The sequence below is a fragment of the Streptomyces cinerochromogenes genome (assembly GCF_014648635.1).
Taxonomy (GTDB): Bacteria; Actinomycetota; Actinomycetes; order Streptomycetales; family Streptomycetaceae; genus Streptomyces; species Streptomyces cinerochromogenes.
Map to the genome: position 1 here is coordinate 54,213 of NZ_BMRM01000014.1, position 20,242 is coordinate 74,454.

General features: G+C 70.8%; 20 protein-coding genes and 1 riboswitch. Of the genes, 9 read left to right on the forward strand and 11 right to left on the reverse strand.

Annotation, left to right across the window (positions count from 1 at the left end):
• Positions 1-19 precede the first annotated feature (19 nt).
• The 7 genes from IEZ20_RS40750 to IEZ20_RS40465 form a co-directional block, all read right to left on the reverse strand.
• Positions 20-151 (reverse strand): putative leader peptide, encoded by a 132-nt coding sequence (locus tag IEZ20_RS40750; protein WP_373303965.1) that lies wholly within the window; start codon positions 149-151, stop codon positions 20-22.
• A complete protein-coding gene (locus IEZ20_RS25625; RefSeq protein WP_189302817.1) occupies positions 148-954 on the reverse strand; it encodes a GNAT family N-acetyltransferase in 807 nt (268 codons plus the stop codon). The genes IEZ20_RS40750 and IEZ20_RS25625 overlap by 4 nt, the downstream gene beginning before the upstream one ends.
• Positions 954-1,973, reverse strand: a complete 1,020-nt coding sequence (locus IEZ20_RS25630; protein WP_189302819.1) for an ABC transporter substrate-binding protein — start codon at positions 1,971-1,973, stop codon at positions 954-956. Before IEZ20_RS25630 ends, IEZ20_RS25625 begins: the two co-directional genes overlap by 1 nt.
• Positions 1,974-2,107: 134 nt before the next feature.
• Positions 2,108-2,899 (reverse strand): amino acid ABC transporter ATP-binding protein, encoded by a 792-nt coding sequence (locus IEZ20_RS25635; RefSeq protein ID WP_189302821.1) that lies wholly within the window; start codon positions 2,897-2,899, stop codon positions 2,108-2,110.
• Positions 2,896-3,882: an amino acid ABC transporter permease gene (locus IEZ20_RS25640; RefSeq protein ID WP_189302823.1), complete on the reverse strand. Its 987-nt coding sequence runs from the start codon at positions 3,880-3,882 to the stop codon at positions 2,896-2,898. The genes IEZ20_RS25635 and IEZ20_RS25640 overlap by 4 nt, the downstream gene beginning before the upstream one ends.
• A 356-nt stretch (positions 3,883-4,238) precedes the next feature.
• Positions 4,239-4,348, reverse strand: a riboswitch (SAM riboswitch).
• Positions 4,349-4,426: 78 nt separating this feature from the next.
• The gene (locus tag IEZ20_RS25645) at positions 4,427-5,314 is read right to left on the reverse strand and encodes a glutathione S-transferase C-terminal domain-containing protein (protein WP_189302826.1); all 888 of its coding nucleotides are present in this window, start codon (positions 5,312-5,314) and stop codon (positions 4,427-4,429) included.
• A gap of 77 nt (positions 5,315-5,391) precedes the next feature.
• Positions 5,392-5,514 (reverse strand): putative leader peptide, encoded by a 123-nt coding sequence (locus IEZ20_RS40465; protein WP_256464654.1) that lies wholly within the window; start codon positions 5,512-5,514, stop codon positions 5,392-5,394.
• A gap of 236 nt (positions 5,515-5,750) precedes the next feature.
• On the opposite strand from IEZ20_RS40465, the gene IEZ20_RS25650 reads away from it, so the two are divergent.
• From IEZ20_RS25650 to IEZ20_RS25680, 7 genes are all read left to right on the forward strand, one after another.
• Positions 5,751-6,911, forward strand: coding sequence for an NAD(P)/FAD-dependent oxidoreductase (locus tag IEZ20_RS25650; protein WP_189302828.1), 1,161 nt, complete (start codon positions 5,751-5,753; stop codon positions 6,909-6,911).
• Positions 6,908-7,210 (forward strand): (2Fe-2S)-binding protein, encoded by a 303-nt coding sequence (locus IEZ20_RS25655; protein ID WP_189302830.1) that lies wholly within the window; start codon positions 6,908-6,910, stop codon positions 7,208-7,210. Before IEZ20_RS25650 ends, IEZ20_RS25655 begins: the two co-directional genes overlap by 4 nt.
• Positions 7,203-8,600: an FAD/NAD(P)-dependent oxidoreductase gene (locus IEZ20_RS25660; protein WP_189302833.1), complete on the forward strand. Its 1,398-nt coding sequence runs from the start codon at positions 7,203-7,205 to the stop codon at positions 8,598-8,600. Before IEZ20_RS25655 ends, IEZ20_RS25660 begins: the two co-directional genes overlap by 8 nt.
• Before the next feature lie 58 nt (positions 8,601-8,658).
• The gene (locus IEZ20_RS25665) at positions 8,659-9,555 is read left to right on the forward strand and encodes a dihydrodipicolinate synthase family protein (RefSeq protein ID WP_189302835.1); all 897 of its coding nucleotides are present in this window, start codon (positions 8,659-8,661) and stop codon (positions 9,553-9,555) included.
• 12 nt (positions 9,556-9,567) lie between these two features.
• Entirely contained in the window at positions 9,568-10,569 is a 1,002-nt protein-coding gene (locus tag IEZ20_RS25670; protein WP_189302837.1) for a proline racemase family protein, read from the forward strand.
• A 23-nt stretch (positions 10,570-10,592) separates the two neighbouring features.
• Positions 10,593-11,300, forward strand: a complete 708-nt coding sequence (locus IEZ20_RS25675; protein ID WP_229896270.1) for a GntR family transcriptional regulator — start codon at positions 10,593-10,595, stop codon at positions 11,298-11,300.
• Positions 11,301-11,474: 174 nt separating this feature from the next.
• A complete protein-coding gene (locus IEZ20_RS25680; protein ID WP_229896271.1) occupies positions 11,475-12,947 on the forward strand; it encodes an amino acid permease in 1,473 nt (490 codons plus the stop codon).
• On the opposite strand, the gene IEZ20_RS25685 is transcribed toward IEZ20_RS25680, so the two are convergent.
• From IEZ20_RS25685 to IEZ20_RS25700, 4 genes are all read right to left on the reverse strand, one after another.
• Complete coding sequence (locus tag IEZ20_RS25685; protein WP_189302839.1) at positions 12,926-14,140, reverse strand: GAF domain-containing sensor histidine kinase; 1,215 nt, start codon at positions 14,138-14,140, stop codon at positions 12,926-12,928. The genes IEZ20_RS25680 and IEZ20_RS25685 overlap by 22 nt on opposite strands.
• An 87-nt stretch (positions 14,141-14,227) precedes the next feature.
• Positions 14,228-15,994 (reverse strand): sodium/solute symporter, encoded by a 1,767-nt coding sequence (locus tag IEZ20_RS25690; protein WP_189302841.1) that lies wholly within the window; start codon positions 15,992-15,994, stop codon positions 14,228-14,230.
• Between the two features lie 52 nt (positions 15,995-16,046).
• On the reverse strand, positions 16,047-16,286 hold the full coding sequence (locus tag IEZ20_RS25695) for a hypothetical protein (RefSeq protein WP_308434691.1): 240 nt from the start codon (positions 16,284-16,286) through the stop codon (positions 16,047-16,049).
• Positions 16,287-16,857: 571 nt separating this feature from the next.
• Positions 16,858-17,628 carry a DUF5677 domain-containing protein gene (locus IEZ20_RS25700; protein WP_189302845.1) on the reverse strand — a complete coding sequence of 257 codons (771 nt, stop codon included), beginning with the start codon at positions 17,626-17,628 and terminating at the stop codon, positions 16,858-16,860.
• 138 nt (positions 17,629-17,766) lie between these two features.
• On the opposite strand from IEZ20_RS25700, the gene IEZ20_RS25705 reads away from it, so the two are divergent.
• Both IEZ20_RS25705 and IEZ20_RS25710 read left to right on the forward strand, forming a co-directional pair.
• Positions 17,767-18,162, forward strand: a complete 396-nt coding sequence (locus tag IEZ20_RS25705; protein ID WP_189302847.1) for an ATP-binding protein — start codon at positions 17,767-17,769, stop codon at positions 18,160-18,162.
• Between the two features lie 550 nt (positions 18,163-18,712).
• Positions 18,713-20,236, forward strand: coding sequence for a hypothetical protein (locus IEZ20_RS25710; protein WP_189302850.1), 1,524 nt, complete (start codon positions 18,713-18,715; stop codon positions 20,234-20,236).
• Positions 20,237-20,242 lie beyond the last annotated feature (6 nt).

Consider the following 20,242-nt stretch of genomic DNA (forward strand, 5'->3'; position numbering starts at 1 on the left):
AAGAGGGACCGGGGAGACGTCAGGGGCGACAGAGCGCGGCGGACACGCGCTGGAGGTCTATGTGCGGCCGGGAGTGCAGACGGACGGAGCGGTACGCGGGCACGGGGCGCGGCGGGCGTGCCTGCGGGGGCACTCGGGTCACGGCCGTCACCTCCCTGCGTCGGACGCGGCGGGCCTTGCCTGCGACCGCCTGTCGGTTCTCGTCATGACACTCAACGCCCGGCCGGCGCCGGTTGTTCCCGGACTGCGCACCTGCACGATGCGGGAGCGGCGGCGCAGGGTGAACCCGATCGACTCGTACAGCCGGATGGCGGACGTGTTGTCGGCGGCGGCGTGCAGGAACGGGGTGTCCCCGCGCTCCCGGATCCCCGCCGCGACCGCGCGCACCAGCCGGGTCGCCAGCCCCCGGCCGCGGTACGCGGGGTCGGTGCACACCGCGCTGATCTCGGTCCAGCCGGGCAGCCGCAGTCTCTCCCCCGCCATGGCGACGAGCCTGCCGTGGTGCCTGATGCCGAGGTAGGTGCCCATCTCGACGGTCCGTCGGAGGAACGGCCCGGGCCGGGTGCGGGCGACCAGGTCGAGGATCTCGGGGACGTCCCCGGGTCCCAGGCGCACCGCCTCCGGGGCCGGTTCGGCGCGCAGCGCGGTGTCGACGAGCTGGACACCCTCGCCGTCGCCGAGCGCCTCCCATCCGTCGGGGACCCGCTCGACCGGCTTGACCCGTACGGTGGTTCCCGGGCCGACGAGCGTGTGCAGGTCGTCCCAGGCCGAGGGGTCCGCCGGGTCGGCGACAGCCGCGAAGGCGTAGATCTCCGGCCGGTAGCGGGCCGCGCGCCCGAACCGCTGCGCGAGGTGGGCGTGCGGCCCGTCGAGGGCGGCCCAGACGGCGTTGTCGAGGGCGGGGGCGTCGGGCGGGAACGGGCCTGCTCCGCCGCCGGGCACGTGACGGTGCATCAGGAGTTGTCCAGCGGCAGCCCGGGAGGGTTGACCTCCGACTTCGCCAGGGACTCGTTGGAGAGGTTGTAGGCGGCCAGCAGCTTGCCGTACTGCCCGTGCTCGATCAGGTAGTTGATGGCTTCGGCGACCGGCTCGGCGAGGTGGCTGTCCTTCTTGGCGGTGGCGGCGATCAGGCCCTGGAGCGTGGCGCCGGCGCCGGAGTAGGTGCCCGCGTTGCGGGTCGGCTGGGGGGTCCTGGCGGTCTGCCGGACACGGTAGGAGATCGTGGGGTTGGGGCCGAAGTAGGCGTCGATCTTGCCGCTCTTCAGGGCCAGGTTGATGGAGTTCTGGTCCGGGAAGTACTTGACGGTGAGCTTCTTGCCCTCCTTGGCGAGTCTCGCCTTCCACTCCAGCAGGATCTTCTCCTGGTTGGTGCCGGCGCCCACGCTGACCGTCTTGCCGGCGAGGTTCTGGTAGCGGCCGTCGAAGTTCCAGGGGTTCTTCTTCAGCACCTCGAAGGCCAGGTTGTCCTTGCGGTAGGAGGCGAACTCGTACTTCTTCTTGCGCTCCTCGGTGACGGTGACGTTGGAGAAGGCGACGTCGACCTTCCCGCTGTCGATGCCGACGAAGAGGTTCTCCCAGGTCGAGTTCCTGATCTCGGGTTCGAGGCCGAGCACCGCGGCCACCAGGCGGCCGAGGTCGGGCTCGGAGCCGGTGAGGGTCTTCTGGTCGCTGCCCAGGAAGGTCAGCGGCGCGGATCCCGAGGGCAGGGCGCCGATGCCGATGACGAGCTTGCCCCTGCTGCGGACGGAGGCGGGCAGGTGGGCTCTGATGGACTTCACTTCGGAGACCTTCAGTGCGGTCTGGGTGGCGGCTCCGTTGGACAGCCTCCCCACGGTCACCGTGCCCGTGGTGTCGGTCGTGGCGGCGGCCTCGCTGTCACCACCGCAGGCGGTGAGGCCGCCGGCGAGGGAGAAGGCAGCGGTGGCCGCGGTGAGGCCGCGCAGGAGGCCGCGTCGGGAGAGGTGGCTGGGCATGGCTGTCCTTGTCGTTCGCAGAGGTGTTGACGGAGAGTCGTTGCGGGGTGCGTAGTGGAGGGCCCTCGAGTGAGGGCAAGTTCCGGAGCCGGTGCTGGTGCCGGAGCCGGTGCTGGTCCCGGAGCCGGAGCCGGTCAGAGCACCTTGCCGAGGAAGTCCCGGGTCCGCTGGTGCCGCGGGTGGTCCAGCACCTCGCCGGGCGGGCCCTGTTCGACGATCCGGCCGCCGTCGATGAAGACGACCCGGTCGGCGACCTCGCGGGCGAAGCCGATCTCGTGGGTGACGATGACCAGGGTGGTGCCGCTGGTCGCCAGGTCCTTGATGACGGCCAGCACCTCGCCGACGAGTTCCGGGTCGAGTGCCGAGGTCGGTTCGTCGAAGAGGATGATCCCGGGCCGCAGGGCGAGGGCGCGGGCGATGGCGACGCGCTGCTGCTGGCCGCCGGACAACTGCCGGGGATAGGCGCCGGTCTTGTCGCCGAGGCCCACGCGGTCGAGCAGTTCGCGGGCCAGCGCCACGGCCGCCGCCCTGGTCAGCCGGCCCGTGGCGACGGGGGCGGCGGCGACGTTGTCGAGGACGGTCAGGTGCGGGAAGAGGTTGAAGTTCTGGAAGACGAAGCCGATCCGGCCGCGCTGGGCGAGGATGGCACGCTCACTGAGTTCCTTGAGCCGGTCCCCGTGCCGCTTCACCCCGATCAGCTCGCCGCCGACGCTGACGTGACCGATCTCGGGCTTCTCCAGGTGGTTGATCATCCTGAGCAGCGTCGACTTGCCGGAGCCGGACGGCCCGAGGATCACCGTGACCTCGCCGGGGCGGACGGTCAGGTCGATGCCGTCGAGGACGCGGTGGGCGCCGTACCACTTGTGGACGCCGTGCACTTCGAGCGCGGCGGGGGCGGTCTCCGGGAGGGTCGGTGCGGTGGTCATACGGCGGCCTCCCTGCGCAGCCGGTCACGCAGTGAGGCGAGGCCGGCCCGCGCCTTCTGCAAGGGCGTCGGCGGCAGGGTGCGGGTGGCGCCCCGGGCGTGGTACCGCTCGACGTAGAACTGGACGACGGACACGGCGCTGGTGAGGATCAGGTACCAGACGGTGGCGACCATCAGCAGCGGCACGACGTCACCGGGGTAGGTGCTGCTCATCGACTGGACGGTGCCGAAGATGTCGAGCAGGGACACGTAGAAGACCAGGGACGTGCTCTTGATGAGGCCGATCAGCTGGTTGACGTAGTTCGGGGTGATGGACCTCAGCGCCTGCGGGAAGACGATCCGGCGGAACTGGTAGCCCTTGGGCAGGCCGAGCGCGGCGGCCGCCTCGTGCTGTCCCTGGTCGACGGAGAGGATGCCGCCGCGCACCACCTCGGCCGCGTACGCCGCCTCGTTGAGGGTGAGGCCGATGACGGCGATCGTCATGTCGGTGGCCAGCTTCGACTCGTCGAAGGTGACGAAGGCGGGACCGAAGGGCACGCCGAGGCTCAAGGTCTTGTACAGGGCACTGAAGTTGTAGAGGAAGATCAGCACCACGATCAGCGGTACGGAACGGAACAGCCAGGTGTACGTCCAGCTGACCGCGCGCAGCACCGGGCTGCCGGAGAGCCGGCCGAGGGCCAGCAGGATCCCGCCGAGGAGTCCCAGGACGGCGCTGAGCGCGGCGACTTCGAGGGTGACGAGGAGGCCGTCGAGGACGGTGGGGCGCAGGAACCAGTAGCGGAAGCGGTCCCACTGGTAGAAGGGGTTGGTGACCAGTCCGTGCAGGATCTGCGCGACGAGTACGAGGACGACGGCGGTGACGATCCACCGGCCGGGCCGGCGCAGCGGCTGAACGCGCTGTGCGGCCGCGGGTTTTGACGGTATGTCGGTCGGTGTCGGCGGCGCCTCGGCCAGCGAGACGGCGGCGCCCGGCGGTTCACTCATGGCAGGCTCCGGCGGAGTCGGACACCCCCGGGAGCCGCGCACGGGCGGGCGTGGGCCACGGCGGCACTACGGCACGGGGCGGCGCACGGACGGGCACGGGACCGGGGGCTGGGGCGGACAACGGCACACCCGGGAACGGTGTGCGGCGGGAACGCGGGGGCTGGGAGGAGACGTCAGCCCTGACAGCGGGCAGAGCCCGGTGCGGTACACAGTGCGCTGTTCACGCGGAGCAGGTCGACGGCACGGTCGGCGACGAGGAGACCGGCGTACGACGGTACGCAGCCCTGGGGGCGGCTCTCGGCCGTCCTGGGAGCTGCGTACATGGCGTCACCTGTCACTGTTCCGGGCCCCGGGGGGCCTCGCGCTTACCGAAACGTCATCCGGTCCGGTCGTCACCTGGGGCACCCCACCGCGGTGCGAGGGTTGCCGGTCAGCGAGCCAGGGCTTGGCGCTGACGCTCATGACCGTTCTTGAGCCGTAAGTAAGGCAGTTGCCCGTGCGATTGTCAACGGCCGTCCGCCCACTGGACACCGGCGACCCGCTCTCACCTGCGGGAAGCGTCCGGGGTTTCCGCGGCGTGGCCCATCCAGTCCAGGATCTGGACAGCGGCTCCGGCGGCCTCCAGGCCCTGGCAGCGGCCGTGGTGGCGGCGGGCGATGCCGTCGAGGTCGAGGTGGCGGCCGAACGCGGGGTGCGCGGCCAGCCGTCGGGCGTAGGCCCACAGGGCGCGGTGGCCGGCGATGCGGTGCACCGCGGAGGCGTCGAGGTGGCAGCGGTGGACGGTGTCGAGCTGCACGAGGGTCACCCACAGCTCGATGTCGGCGGCGGTGAGCCGGTCGTCGGCGAGGTACGACTCCCCGTCCAGCCGTCGCTCCAGCCGGCCGAGGGTGTCGAGCAGCACGTCGAGGGCGGCGGCCCGCTCGGCCGGGCCGGCACCGGCCTGTCCCGCGCGCTGTGCGGCCTCCTCGATGCCCTCGGCGCACATGCGCTCGACGGCCTCGATCACGGACTCCAGCCCGGAGGGGTACAGGCGGGCGCCGCCGCCCGGCCGGAACCGGTCCAGGTCGCGCAGGATGTCGGGCGTGTGGGTGCTGACGATGCGTCCGGACCAGTCGTCGCTGAGCACGGGTCCGAGCGCCGGTCCGGTGTAGTGGTGGGCGCCGGCCTCGTACAGCGGGCGCAGGGCCGAATGGCCGCCGTCGGGACAGTCCGGGACGGCGGGCAGGAGGGTGACCGGACAGTCGGCGTCCAGGCCGAGCAGGCTGTGGCCGACGGCGAGGCGCAGCCCGTCGGGGCAGGCGGTGGAGAGATGGAGCCGGTAGCGGTGCGGCACGGCGTAGTGGCCGCTGCGCGCGTCCCGGCCGATCCGGCCCCGGAAGACGGGGGCGGTACGGCGGGCGGACGGGACGGCGGCGAGCGGAGTGATGGACATGCGTCTCCCCGGATGGTGGGCGTGCGGACGGACGCGCCGGCGCGTACTGGGCCGGTCGGCGGGGGTGGGGGCCCGGGTCAGCGGTGGCGGCTGATCGCGCTGCAGACGCGCTGCAGGTCGATGTGGCGGCGGGAGGTCAACAGGGGGGCGCGCAACGGCGTCCGGCCCGTACGGCCGGTGCCCGTCGCGAGGCGCGTCATGATTCCCTACCTGTTCACTAGGATTCCCTCCCTGGAGTGTCGATCCGGGGTGGTACGACGTCAAGAGGGTGTGCGCGCCGGAAGCTTGACCGGAGCACGAGCCGACCGGGATCCGGGCCGACCGGGGGGGGCGGGGCCGGCCGGGACGCGGCGCCGACCAGGACGCGGACCCGACCGGGACGCGGGGTCGGCGCGGGGGACTCCTCACCTGGAGGAACATGTGACATAGTACTGCCGTGACGAAGCGACTGACCTGCGATGTCGTGGTCGTCGGGGCCGGGATGGTGGGCGCCGCCTGTGCGTGGTACGCCGTGCGCGCCGGGCTCGACGTGCGCCTCGTGGACCGGGGCCCGGTGTCGGGCGGCACCACCGGCGCCGGCGAGGGAAACCTGCTCGTCTCCGACAAGGAACCGGGCCCGGAACTCGAACTGGCCCTGCTGTCCGCCCGGTTGTGGGCCGAGCTGGCGCGGGAGCACGGCGCCGCGATCGAGTACGAACCCAAGGGCGGCCTCGTGGTCGCCTCCACTGCCCCGGCCCTGGACGCCCTGCGGGACTTCGCGGCGGGCCAGCGCGACGCCGGCGTCACGGCCGTACCCGTCGACGGCGGCCGACTCGCCGAGCTGGAACCGCGTTTGGCGCCGGGGATGGCGGGCGGTGTGCACTACCCGCAGGACGCCCAGGTCATGCCCGCGCTGGCCGCCGCACACCTGGCCCGCGCCTCCGGTGCCGCCCTGCACCCCGGGCAGGCCGTGACCGGGGTGCTGCGGACGGCGGACGGCACGGTGTACGGCGTCCGCACCGACCGGGGCGAGATCCACGCACCGGCGGTGGTGAACGCGGCCGGCACCTGGGGCGGCGACCTCGCCGCGCTCGCCGGCGTCCGGCTGCCGGTCCTGCCGCGGCGCGGGTTCGTGCTGGTCACCGAGCCGCTGCCGCGGATGGTCCGGCACAAGGTGTACGCCGCGGACTACGTGGCCGACGTGGCCAGCGACTCGGCCGCCCTGCGCAGTTCGCCGGTGGTGGAGGGCACGGCCGCCGGCCCGGTGCTGATCGGTGCCACGCGGGAACGGGTGGGCTTCGACCGCTCGCTGTCGCTGGACGCGGTACGGGCGCTCGCGGCCGGGGCGGTCGGCCTGTTCCCGTTCCTGGAGCGGGTCCGCGCGCTGCGGACGTACGCGGGCTTCCGGCCGTACCTGCCCGACCACCTGCCGGCGATCGGCCCCGACCCGCGGGCGCCCGGCCTGTTCCACGCCTGCGGGCACGAGGGCGCCGGCATCGGACTCGCCCCCGGCACCGGGCGGTTGATCGCGCAGGCGCTCACCGGGAAGGCACCCGAGCTGGATCTCACGCCGTTCCGCCCGGAGCGGTTCGACACCGATGGAGGCGACGCCCGGTGAATCCGCTGAAGTCGGCCCGCGCCCGCCCGGGCGAGACCTGCACCGTCAGCTTCGACGGCCGGCCCCTGCCGGCGCTGCCGGGCCAGACGGTCGCGGCGGCGCTGTGGGCGGCGGGCGTGACGGCCTGGCGCAGCACGCGCGGCACCGGCGAGCCGCGCGGGGTGTTCTGCGGGATCGGGGTCTGCTTCGACTGCCTGGTGACCGTCAACGGCCGCCCGAACCAACGGGCCTGCCTCGTGCCGGTGCGCCCGGGAGACGTGATCCGCACACAGGAAGGGACGGGCCACGGCGATGACTGAACCACCGCGACTCACCGTCGTCGGCGCGGGCCCCGCGGGCCTCGCCGGGGCGCTGGCGGCAGCGGCACGAGGCGTCCGGGTGACCCTGGTCGACGCGGCCGAGCAGGCCGGCGGGCAGTTCTACCGGCAGCCCGCCCCGGCCCTCGGCGCACGCCGGCCGCAGGCCCTGCACCACCAGTGGCGCACCTGGGAGCGGCTGCGGGACGCGCTGGCCCGGCACCGCGCGGCCGGCCGGATCACCCACCTGACCGATCATCACGTCTGGTGCCTGGAGCGGGAGTCGGATGCCGGACCGGTCACCGTGCACGCCCTGCGCGGCCCCGCGCAGGAGGTGGGCGTCACCGTCCGGGCCGACGCCGTGCTGCTCGCCACCGGCGGGTACGAGCGGGTGCTGCCCTTCCCGGGCTGGACGCTGCCGGGGGTCGTCACGGCGGGCGGCGCGCAGGCCATGCTCAAGGGCGGCCTGGTGCTGCCCGGCCGGACGGTGGTGGTGGCCGGGACCGGGCCGCTGCTGCTGCCGGTGGCCACCGGGCTCGCCGCGGCCGGCGCCCGGGTCGCCGCGCTGGTCGAGTCCGCCGATCCGGCCGCGCTGTTGCGCCGGGCGCCCGCCCTGGCCGCGCAGCCCGGAAAGCTCGCCGAGGGCGCCGGATACGCGGCCCGGCTGCTCCGGCACGGTGTGCGCACCCTGGCCCGGCACACCGTCGTCGCGGCGCACGGCACCGGCCGGCTGGAGGCGGTCACGGTGGCCGCGCTCGACCGGGACGGCCGGCTCCGGCCCGGCAGCGCCCGGCGCATCCCCTGCGACACCCTCGCCGTCGGCCACGGCATGCTGCCGCACACCGACCTCGCCGAGACCCTCGGCTGCACCCTGTCCGGCACCGCCGTACGGGTCGACGCCGAGCAGCGCACCGACGTCCCCGGTGTCTGGGCCGCCGGGGAGGCCACCGGTGTCGGCGGCGCGGCGCTGGCGCTGGCCGAGGGCCACATCGCCGGCCGCTCGGCCGCCGCCCGGCTGCACGGCACCACCCCCGACCCGGGCCGCTGGGCCGCCGCCGACCGGGCCAGGACCCGGCTGCGGGAGTTCGCCACGGCCCTGGACGACGTGTACGCCCCGCCGGCGGGCTGGGCGGACCGGGTCCCGGACGGCACGGTGGTGTGCCGCTGCGAGGAGGTCACCGCCGGACAGGTGCGGGATGCCGCCGGCACGCTGGGCGCCGGGGACCTGCGCACGGTGAAGCTGCTCACCCGGGCCGGGATGGGCTGGTGCCAGGGCCGGATGTGCGGGCCCGCGGTGGCGGGCCTGGCCGGCTGCCCGCTCACCGCCGGACGCCGGCCGTTCGCCCGGCCGGTACCGCTGGGCGTCCTGGCCGCCCTGCCGGAGAAGGAGTGAGACCGGCACCCTTGACCGCTCAGTAATATGTCACACGCTACTGAATGAGGGATCACCCATGTCCGAGGCACAGCACCGTCCCTGGCGCGGCATCCTCGTCGCCACCGCCCTCCCCCTGCGCTCCGACCTCTCGGTCGATCACGACCGCTACGCCGAGCACTGCGCCTGGCTCGTCGCGAACGGCTGCGACGGTGTCGTGCCGAACGGCTCGCTCGGCGAGTACCAGGTGCTCACCCCTGAGGAGCGGGCCCGGGTGGTGGAGACGGCCGTGGCCGCGATCGGCGGTGAGCGGGTGATGCCGGGGGTCGCCGCCTACGGCTCGGCCGAGGCCCGCCGCTGGGCGGAGCAGGCGGGCGAGGCCGGCTGTGCGGCGGTGATGCTGCTGCCGCCCAACGCCTACCGTGCCGACGAGCGGTCGGTGCTCGCGCACTACGCGGAGGTCGCGGAGGCGGGCCTGCCCGTGGTGGCGTACAACAACCCGATCGACACCAAGGTCGACCTGGTGCCCGAACTCCTCGCCCGGCTGCACGGCGAGGGACTCGTGCAGGCCGTCAAGGAGTTCTCCGGTGACGTCCGCCGCGCCTACCGCATCGCCGAACTCGCCCCGGAGCTGGACCTGTTGATCGGCGCCGACGACGTACTGCTGGAGCTGGCGGTGGCCGGCGCCAAGGGCTGGGTGGCCGGCTATCCGAACGCGCTCCCGCGGGCCTCGGCGGAGCTGTACCGCGCCGCGCTGGCCGGTGACCTCACCACCGCGCTCCCCCTGTACCGGCAGCTGCACCCACTGCTGCGCTGGGACTCGAAGGTGGAGTTCGTGCAGGCGATCAAGCTGTCCATGGACGTCGTCGGGCGGTACGGCGGCCCGGTGCGGCCGCCGCGGGTGCCGCTGCTGCCCGAGCAGGAGGCCGCGGTCCGCGCGGCCACCGAGAAGGCCGTCGCCGCGGGCCTCGCGTAAGGGAGCCGGACCATGCGCAGCAAGCTCGTCCTGCACGCCGTCGACTCGCACACCGAGGGCATGCCGACCCGGGTGATCACCGGCGGGATCGGCGCCATCCCGGGGGCGACCATGAACGAACGGCGGCTGTGGTTCCGTGAACACCGCGACGACGTCAAGCGGTTGCTGATGAACGAGCCGCGCGGCCACTCCGCCATGAGCGGCGCGATCCTGCAGCCGCCCACCCGCCCCGACTGCGACTGGGGCGTGGTCTACATCGAGGTCTCCGGTTATCTGCCGATGTGCGGGCACGGCACGATCGGGGTGGCCACCGTGCTGGTCGAGACCGGCATGGTGGAGGTCACCGAGCCGGTGACCGTCATCCGGCTCGACACCCCCGCGGGGCTCGTGGTCGCCGAGGTGGCGGTGGAGAACGGCGCCGCACGCGGCGTGACCCTGCGGAACGTCCCCTCGTTCGCGGCCGGCCTGGACCGCGAGGTCACCCTGCCCGACGGCCGTACCGTCACCTACGACCTGGCCTACGGCGGCAACTTCTACGCGATCCTGCCGCTCGACACCTTCGGACTGCCCTTCGACCGGGCCCGCAAGGACGACATCCTGGCGGCCGGGCTGTCCCTGATGGAGGCGATCAACGAGCAGGCGGAGCCGGTGCACCCGGAGGACCCGACCATCCGCGGCTGCCACCACGTCCACCTGTACGCGCCCGGTGCCACGGCCCGGCACTCCCGGCACGCCATGGTCATCCACCCGGGCTGGTTCGACCGCTCCCCGTGCGGCACCGGCACCAGCGCGCGGATGGCACAGCTGCACGCGCGCGGTGAACTGCCGCTGCACACCGAGTTCGTGAACGAGTCGTTCATCGGCACCCGGTTCACCGGCCGGCTACTGGGGACCGCCGAGGTCGCCGGGGCGCCGGCCGTGCTGCCCAGCTTCACCGGGCGCGCGTGGATCACGGGCACCGCACAGTACCTGCTGGACCCGACCGACCCGTTCCCGGAGGGCTTCGTGCTCTAAGGGTCCTCTACACTCACCCGGTGATGCGTGACATGGCACAGAACACGGCTCAGGGCGCGCGAGGCGCGGAGCTGCCCGCGCTCCCCCGGCTGGGCGGCCGGCGGAGCAGCTACCGCGAGCGGGTCGCGGACGCCCTGCGCGCCGCGCTGATCGCGGGCGAGCTGCGGCCGGGCGAGGTGTACTCGGCACCCTCGCTGGCCACCCGGTTCGGTGTCTCGGCGACGCCGGTGCGGGAGGCCATGCTCGACCTGGCCAAGGAGGGGCTGGTCGACACCGTGCCCAACAAGGGCTTCCGGGTCACCGTCGTCTCCGACCGGCAGCTGGACGAGTACACGCACGTCCGGGCGCTGATCGAGATCCCCACCGTGGTGGAGCTGGCCCGCACCGCCGACCGCGTCTCCCTGGAGGCGCTGCGCCCGGCGGCCCGGGAGATCGTCGCCGCCGCCGCGGCCGGCGACCTGATCGGCTACGTCGAGGCCGACACCCGCTTCCACCTCGGGCTGCTCGCCCTGGCCGGCAACGCCCACCTGGTCGAGGTCGTCGCCGACCTGCGCAAACGCTCCCGTCTCTACGGCCTGACCGCGCTGGTGGAGGCGGGCCGGCTGCTCGCCTCCGCCGAGGAGCACCTGGAGCTGCTGGACGCGCTGCTGGAGCGCGACGAGAAGGCCGTGCACGCGGTCATGACCCGGCACCTGGGGCATGTGCGCAGCCTCTGGGCGGCACCGGACTGACCGCGGCAGGCGCCGGACATCTGGCGGCGCGAGGGCCGCGCCACGACGCATTTTCCGTGATCAGGCGACCCCTACAGAACAAAAAACGGCGATTTTGAGCCACATCGGCGCATCCCCGACCATGGGCTGGTCCCGGCGATCCCGGGAACCAGTTCCATGAGAGGCGCACCACCGATGCACAGCACCGGAACCGTCCCGCAGTCGGCTCCGGCCCCCGCGGGGGTCCCCGCCCCGTCCTCCGCGAGCCCCGCCGAGGACCCGCACGGCGACACCGGCAGACATGCCCGCCGGTTCGGCCTGCCGGTCGCCACCGCGCTGGTCATGGGCAACATCATCGGCGGCGGCATCTTCCTGCTCCCCGCCTCCATCGCCCCGTACGGCACGGTCAGCCTGGTCGCCTTCGGCGTGCTGACCGTCGGTGCCATCGCGCTCGCCCTGGTCTTCGGCCGGCTCGCGGCGCGCGACCCGCGCACCGGCGGGCCCTACGTCTACGCCCGCGAGGCCTTCGGCGACTTCGCGGGATTCCTCGCGGCCTGGTCGTACTGGATCACCACGTGGGTGTCGAACGCCGCGCTCGCCGTGGCCGCCGTCGGCTACCTCGACGTGCTGGTCCCGGTGAACGGACACCGCTGGACGGCGTGCCTGGCCGCGCTGGCCCTGCAGTGGCTGCCCGCGCTCGCCAACTTCGCGGGCACCCGGTACGTCGGCGCCGTCCAGCTGGTGTCGACGGTGCTGAAGTTCGTGCCGCTGCTGCTCGTCGCGGTCGGCGGGCTGTTCTTCTTCGACCCGGACCGGCTGGGGCCGTTCAACACGAGCGGTCAGGGCGCGGTCGGCGCGGTGTCCGCCTCCGCCGCCCTGCTGCTCTTCTCCTACCTGGGGGTGGAGTCCGCCGCCGTCAGCGCGGGCGAGGTGAAGAACGCCCGCCGCAACGTGGGGCGCGCCACCGTGATCGGCACCGCGGGCGCCGCGCTGGTCTACCTGCTGGGCACGCTGTCCGTGTTCGGCACGGTCGCGCACGACCGTCTGGTGACCTCCACCGCACCGTTCTCGGACGCCGTGAACGCGATGTTCGGGGGCAGCTGGGGCGGTACGGCGGTGGCGCTCGCCGCCCTGGTGTCGATGACCGGCTGCCTCAACGGCTGGACCCTGCTGAGCGCCCAGACACCGTACGCGGCGGCCCACGACGGTCTGTTCCCGAGCGCCTTCACGCGCCGGCGGCGGGGCGTGCCCACGGTCGGCGTCGGCGTGACGGTCGTGCTCGCCTCGCTGCTCACCGTCTACAACTACGCCTCCGGCTCGGGCAAGGTCTTCGAGGTCCTGGTCCTGGTCACCACGTTCACCGCGACCGTCCCGTACCTGCTGGCCACCGCCGCCCAGATCTTCCACCTGGTCTCCGGCCGCGGTGAGGCGGTGGACCGGGCGCGGCTGGTACGGGACTCGGTGATCACCGCGGTGGCCGCCGCCTTCTCCGTCTGGCTGATGGCGGGCGCGGGCTACGCGGCGGTCTACCAGGGCGTGCTGTTCCTGTTCGTGGGCGTCATCGTCTACGCGGTGATGGCGGCACGGCGGCAGCGCAAGCAGGTTCCGGACACCGCGGCCGGCGCCCCCGCGGACGGGGAGGCGGGTCACCCGCGGGCGGCTCGGTGACGTGAGGACCGCTGCGCTCCCCCTCGGTACTTGGGGATGCGCATGGTGATCTTCATGCCGGCGCCGACACCGGTCTCGATGACCAGCCCGTGCTCGTCGCCGTAGACCTGGCGCAGCCGCTCGTCCACGTTGCGCAGCCCGATGCCGGCCGAGGGGCTGCCCTCGCCGCGCAGGATGCGGCGGAGCCGGTCCGGTTCCATGCCGACCCCGTTGTCCTCGATGACGATGCGGGCCGTCGCCCCCTCGTCCTGCGCGGTGATCGCGATGCGGCTGCGCTCGACGCTCTCCTCCAGCCCGTGCTTGACCGCGTTCTCCACCAGGGGCTGGAGGCACAGGAAGGGCACCGCCACGGGCAGCACCTCGGGGGCGATCTGCAGGGTGACCTGCAGCCGCTGCCCGAACCGGGCACGGACCAGCTCCAGGAACTGCTCCACGGAGCGCAGCTCCTCGGCCAGCGTGGTGAACTCACCGTGCCGGCGGAAGGAGTAGCGGGTGAAGTCGGCGAACTCCAGCAGGAGCTCCCGGGCCCGCTCGGGGTCGGTCCGCACGAACGAGGCGATCGCCGCCAGCGAGTTGTAGATGAAGTGCGGTGATATCTGCGCGCGCAGCGCCCGGATCTCCGCCTCGATCAGCCCCGTGCGGGTCCGGTCGAGTTCGGCGAGTTCGAGCTGCACGGAGACCCAGCGCGCCACCTCCTCGGTGGCCCGGACCACGGACTGCGACCCCCCGGAGCCCAGCACGACGAGCGCGCCGAGCACCCGTCCGTCGACGGTGAGCGGGGCGACGGCGCCCCGGCGTACGGGGCAGTCCGGGTCCGGGCAGCCGACGGTGAAGGTCTGGGGGCGGCCGGTGGCCAGCACCTGGCGGACCCGGTCCAGGGCGGTGTCCGTGTGGTGCCGGCCCGGTCCGTCCCAGGCCAGCAGCCGGTCCTCGGCGGTGAGGCCGAGCGCGGCCGTGGCGAACAGCGGCCGGAGCCGTCGTACCGCCTTGCGGGCCGCGTCCTCGGTGAGTCCGGCGCGCAGCGGGGGCGCGGCCATGGAGGCGGTGTGCAGGGTGTGGAAGGTGGCGCGTTCCACGGGGGTGCCGTGGTCCGTGCCGTCCGGGTGGGTCCGGCGGGCCAGGAGACGGCCGGCGCCGAGGCCGGCGGCGAACAGCACGGGGGCTCCGGCGGCGAGGAGGGCGAGCCCGTTCACGCGGGGGCTCCGGGCGCGGGAAGAGCGAGCCCGTTCATGCGGGGCCCCCGGTGTCGGCGGGCCGGCGGCGGGTCGTCATGCGGATCGTCATGGGGTGGTCACTCCTCGGCGGGTGGGGGGCGCGTCCTGGCCGGTGGGGCGTTCGGGCAGGTGGAGGCGGGCCATGACGGCCTCGGTGCCGGCCGGGATCCGGTCCCGGGTGGCGAGCGAGACCAGGATCATGGTCAGGAAGCCGAGCGGTACCGACCACACGGCCGGCCAGGCGAGCAGGGTGTGCGCCCAGCCGTCGGAGAGGGGCCCGGTCAGGGGTCCGGCGATGGTCAGGGCGACCGCGGCGAGGGCGCTGCCGCCACCGGTGAGCAGCCCCGCGATCGCGCCGGGCGCGGTGAGGCCGCGCCACCAGATGCCGAGGAGCAGCAGCGGGCAGAAGGAGGAGGCGGCCACCGCGAAGGCGAGTCCCACGGCGTTGGCGACGGGGAGTTTACTGGCGGCCACGCTCACCGTGACGGGCACGGCGACCGCCAGGAGCGTCGCCAGCCGGAAGTGGCGGACGCCGAGCGAGGGCAGCACGTCCTGGCTGAGGACGCCCGCGACGGACAGGGTGAGCCCGGAGGCGGTGGACAGGAAGGCGGCACAGGCGCCGGCGGCGACGAGGGCGCCGAGCAGATCGCCGCCGAGGCCGCCGACCAGACGTTCGGGCAGGACGAGCACGGCGGCGTCCGTGGTGCCGGTGAGCAGCAGGTCGGGGGCGTAGATCCGGCCGAGCAGGCCGTACAGGGGCGGCAGCAGGTAGAAGCCGCCGACCAGGGCGAGCACGATCACGGTGGTGCGCCGGGCGGCGCGGCCGTCGGGGTTGGTGTAGAAGCGGACGAGGACGTGGGGCAGCCCCATGGTGCCGAGGAAGGTGGCGAAGATCAGCCCGTACGTCGTGTACAGCGGGTGATCGTCCCGGCCGCCCGACAGCGGCGCCGCCCAGCTGGAGGCCCCGTCCCGCCGGCCGTCCCCGCTCTCGCGCTCGGGCACGGGGGTGCCGGGCGCGAACCGGAGCGTCGTCCCGCCGCGCACCTCGTGCACACCGGGCTCCAGCACCAGCCGGCCGTCGTCGTACCCCCGTCCGTCCACGGCACCGCTCACCACCGTCCGCAGCGGCGCCTCGATCCGGATCAGGACGGTGGTCTCGACGGTGACCCGGGTGTGCCGGCGGAAGGCGGGCGGTTCGTCGAGGGCGCCCGCGGGCCGCGGGTCGCCGTGCCAGGCGAGCACCAGGAAGACGGCGGGCACCAGGAGCGCGGTCAGTTTCAGGCAGTACTGGAAGGCCTGGACGAAGGTGATGCTGCGCATGCCGCCGGCGGCCACGGCCAGGGTGACGACGACGGCGACGAGCACCCCACCGAGCCAGCGCGGCGCGCCGGTGACCAGCCCGAGGGTGAGGCCCGCGCCCTGGAGCTGGGGCAGCAGGTACAGCCAGCCGACACCGACGACGAGCACGCTGGCCACACGCCGGGCGGCCCGGGACTCCAGCCGTGAGTCGGCGAAGTCGGGCAGCGTGTAGGCCCCGGAGCGGCGCAGCGGGGCGGCGACGAACACCAGCAGGACGAGGTAGCCGGCGGCGTAGCCGACGGGGAACCAGAGCATCTCGACGCCCTGGGCGGCGACGAGCCCCGCGATGCCGAGGAACGAGGCCGCGGAGAGGTACTCGCCGCTGATGGCCATGGCGTTCAGGTACGGCGGGACGGTACGGGAGGCGACGTAGAAGTCGGAGGTGGTGCGGGAGATGCGCAGTCCCGTCGAGCCGATCACCAGGGTCGCGACGACCGCCGCGGAGACGGCCACGATGCCGTACGCCTGGTTCACCCGGCCGCCCCGGATGCGCGGCCCGACCGGTCCAGCCGAACGCCGGCCACCGTCAGCCTCCTTCGGTACGGTCCGCGGCGTCCCGTTCGTTGCGTTCGGCGCGTACGACGTACCACCGGCCGATGACGACGAGGGCCGGGTAGGCGGCGACACCGAGCACGGCCCAGACGATCAGTGCGCTGCCCGGCGAGTCCGCCGGATCCGGCAACGCCGCGAAGGCGAGGGGCAGCAGCCCGAGCAGGGCGACGAGCACACCGAAGGCCACCAGGCCGAGCCGGAGTTGACGCCGCATCAGGAGACGCAGGCCGAGAGAGTCGACAACGGGACCGGGTCCGGACCCCGCACGCCCTCCCCGGACCGCACGGCCGCCACGCGGGACCCCCGTGACCACTTCACGCCGGGGAGTCCCAGGTGCACCCATGCCGCGTCCTCCGACCGCGATGATCACACGTCGCAGTGGAGTGTACGCACCCCGATACCAAAGCAACAGTTCCCGGCCGGTTCCCGGACCCTAGGGAGAATGGACAAGGGCCCTGCCTCACCACGGTGAGGCAGGGCCCTTGTCTGCGACCTCGGAGCGTTGCTCCCGTCGGGACGACAGGATTTGAACCTGCGACCCCTTGACCCCCAGAAACCGACGCGCAGTCCGCACCGTCCGTCCAGTCCACACAGTCTGGCAAACGTCCAGGTCAGGGCAGTGTGCTCCGGGAGCTGTGACTAGGTGTGTGACACATCGGTGACACGTGCCGTGTGACAGGAGGGCTCCCCAAACGTCACCAGAGGGTCCAGGAGGTGCGCGTCTCGCGTGGGTGAAGGTCTGATCAAGAAGGCGCGCAGCGCCCGCCTAGTGGATCTACACGGCGCTAGTTGGGCAACCTGACTCCCTTCGCGTGCAAGTCGTCGGGTCCTTGCCACTTTGGCAGCGTCATCGTGAGGTCGTATTCCTTGGCGATCTGCTCAAGCTCGGCTCTCCACGGCTTGTCGCGCAGCATCTGGTTGAAGGACAGCATCGCGACGTGCAAGATCCAGAGACTGAACAGCAGGCACGGCACAGGTTCCTGGTGGATGGGAGCCTGGCTGACGTGGAAAGCTTCGCCGTCGTCCTTGAAGAACAGCTGTGCACCCGTAAGCGTGGGGTGCACGTAGCGGGACTCGACCTGGTAGAACGACCACTCCTTGGCGAGCCCGTACCCCTTCATGAGATGTTCGATCTTCGCTAGCCGCTCGTTGGGGTCAGGGGAGATCGTTTCCTTCACCGTCTGTACCGTGTCGGCCATGATCTTGTAGGCATCCCCATACCGATCCTTCGTACCGTCCGCCTTCAGGGCTTTGGCGAGCTGGATCTGATCGTTACCGAGCTTGCGGTTGTAGATGTCGCCGATTCGATCCCCTTGGTCGACACACCACCGGAGCGTGACGGCGTGCTCCAGCGCCGTTCGTTGGTTCGGGATCGCGGCGGAGCAAGCGCCGGCAGCGTGAAGCGTCAGGACCGCGTGGATCTGGCGCTCTACCTGGAAGAAGAGTCCCCAGCCGATCACAGAGGCGCGATTGGTAGGGTCAAGGTACGTGTGCAGGTCCTTCGTGATCAGCTTTTCGAGACGGATCAAGCCGTCGCTTGGGTCAGGTTCAGCCATCACGTCATCATCGCGAACCGACGATCGCCGCCGCTACGAGGTTTCCGAAGAGGCGTCGTGGAGACCGGTCGTTGACGTTTCCCGGTAACTCGCGTGACGCTTGAGGCACACGCATGCTCGACTCGTAGGAGGGTCGTCATGGCAGATGAGCACTTGCACGTTGTTGACGTTGTGTTTCCGTCTGTACCGAGTGCCGTCCCGGCTTCCCGCAGGTTTGTCACCGACGTATTGGACTGCTGGTCAATGCTCAACCTGGTCGATGATGCGCAGACGGTTGTGTCCGAGCTCGTCACCAATGCTGTCGCGGCCAGCGCGCCGGGAGGCACGGACATCACGGTCCGTCTGCGTAGGGAACCGGGCAGGGTGGTCATCGAGGTTGGGGATCAGGTGGAGGCCCTGCCCATACTGCGTCGGCCAAGCCTTGCGGACCCCCGTGGGTACGGGTTCTTCCTCGTGGCCTCGATGAGTGAGCGGTGGGGAACCCGTCGGGACGATGGCGGCAAGGTCATCTGGTCGGAGCTGGTGGTTGCGTAGGAGCGGCAGACCGCCTGGTGGGTTGGCCCCGAGGCTTTACCCACCTGTCCCGTGCTGGGGCCCTACGCCAGGCCGCCCGTGTTCGGGCTTTGTCGGACAGCTGCTGCTGCCCGAACGGCGGGTAAGCCTGCGGCCGACCTGGCTCCCAGCACGATACAGGCCACCGACCAAAGCCTCGCGGCAAGGATTGGTCTCGCTTTGACACGCGTCCAACTCAGGGGTCAACTGGAATAAGAGTCTTCTTCACGTGAGCGCGAGGAGGTACTCGATGAGGGATGCGCGGAGGGTTTTACTAAGGTGCAGCCGGCCCATCACGGCCAGCCCCTGCTGTCTTCTTCCATCTGCGCCATTTTTTCCACCTTTTCAAGATTGACTCTTTTTCAAAAACCACTCCGGATTTGGCCAGCTCCCTTCTTTCCTTTCGGTGATACTTGACCGATTCATAACGCATTTTCGTCGCTTCTAGAATCTCTCTCATTTGGCTATTTATAGACGAAGTCGATCTTGATGTCAATAGGTGGTTTCCGTAAGGCGCGAGCGGAGCACAGTCATGATTTACTATTCTTCTTGTATCGAATCTCTACTCTTCGCCCTTTTGGACCACCCCGCCTCTTGGAGGACCCGCGCAGTAGAACAGATCGAGCTGCACAGCGCTCGATGGTCCATCAGAGAGCGCACCGTAGAAACGAGACCTCTTATTGAGGTTGCTATTGACCCAAAGACGGACGAGGATCTAAGACGCGCTTTGCGCCTGATACTTTCGTTCGAGCCTCACACCCCTGAGCTGTTGCTCCCCGTTGCGAATCTCTCTAGAGACCCATCCTTCGATCTAAAACTGCAGATTGGCAAACAGTCAGTGAGTCGGATTTCACGGGAGCGCAACAGTCTGCTGCAAGCTCGATATATCATCCACTTGGCGCAGCGCGCAGGGTTTACCTATGGCGTCGACATAGATAAAGATGTAGAAACGCTACTCACGAGCATGTTCCAGTTCATTTCGAGCCCCTGGCGTGCAGTTCGGAGATCCGACCGAATATTTGGCAAGCTTTCCGACATACCCACCGAAAGACTTTACATTGAAAACATCATTAACTGGGTGCCCGATGATGACTTTAAGGCTTGGCAAGATCGGGCGAGCGGCATAGGAAAGATCATTACGAAACATAGGTGGGCAGTTCCTTACCCAGACAGCCCGACCCAGAACCCGTTGCTGGCCGTTCCTCGCTTCGTTAACGAAGTGAGTGGCGATCGCGGTCGCGTTTTGCCCGCGTTGAACAAGTTGCTGAACCTGTTGAAAACGGCCAACGATCGCGTTCATGATCCTGCATCAACCTCGCAAGTCGTAGATACAAATACTGCTCTTCTTTCCACCTACGCAACTTATGGCAGGCGCCGAGAGGTCATAGTGATACATCGGGTTCCTCTGCGGGATCCGCTAACCATGGAAGTATCCGAGAAGCGAGTTATTTACTTCAGCTCGCCCATGAAGGATTGGGCGAGGTGGCCAAGGTGGGTTCGTGATCGTTTCTTCCCTCGGGCTCGGCATCATGTCGCTTTTGCGGATGCTCGCACCAATCACTTGCGGATCAGGGTCCCAGATAGCAGCGTGCGCATCGTAAAATGGGGCTCATGCGCCAGGGATGATGCGTGGAAACGGTTGCCCACACAACCACGCTTCGGTCGGAGGCCTCCTGATGATCAGCATAAGGATCATGAGTATTATTCACGCTACGGCAGCACCCCTCGGCCCGCTAGGCTCTGGGTTGAGATTCAACTCTGCCAAGCCCTTCCCCACTTGTTTGTGAGTTGGGGATTGATCCTCATTACCTGGTCAGCCATAGCTCTGCTGGTTATCTTCGGTTGGGCGAACTACACCGCCCAACTGACTTCTGGCGATGCGGTTGTCATCTTGCTACCAGTGACTTTCGCCGCATCATCGCTCCTCGTACGGGAGACGACTTCATTGGGAATGTTCATCCGCCGCGGGAAGCATTTTCTTCTGTTGCTGTCTTTGCTGTCATTGTGGGCGTTGGCTTTTACGTTGTACTGTCTAGAGAGGATCAAGATTGGATAAACGTAA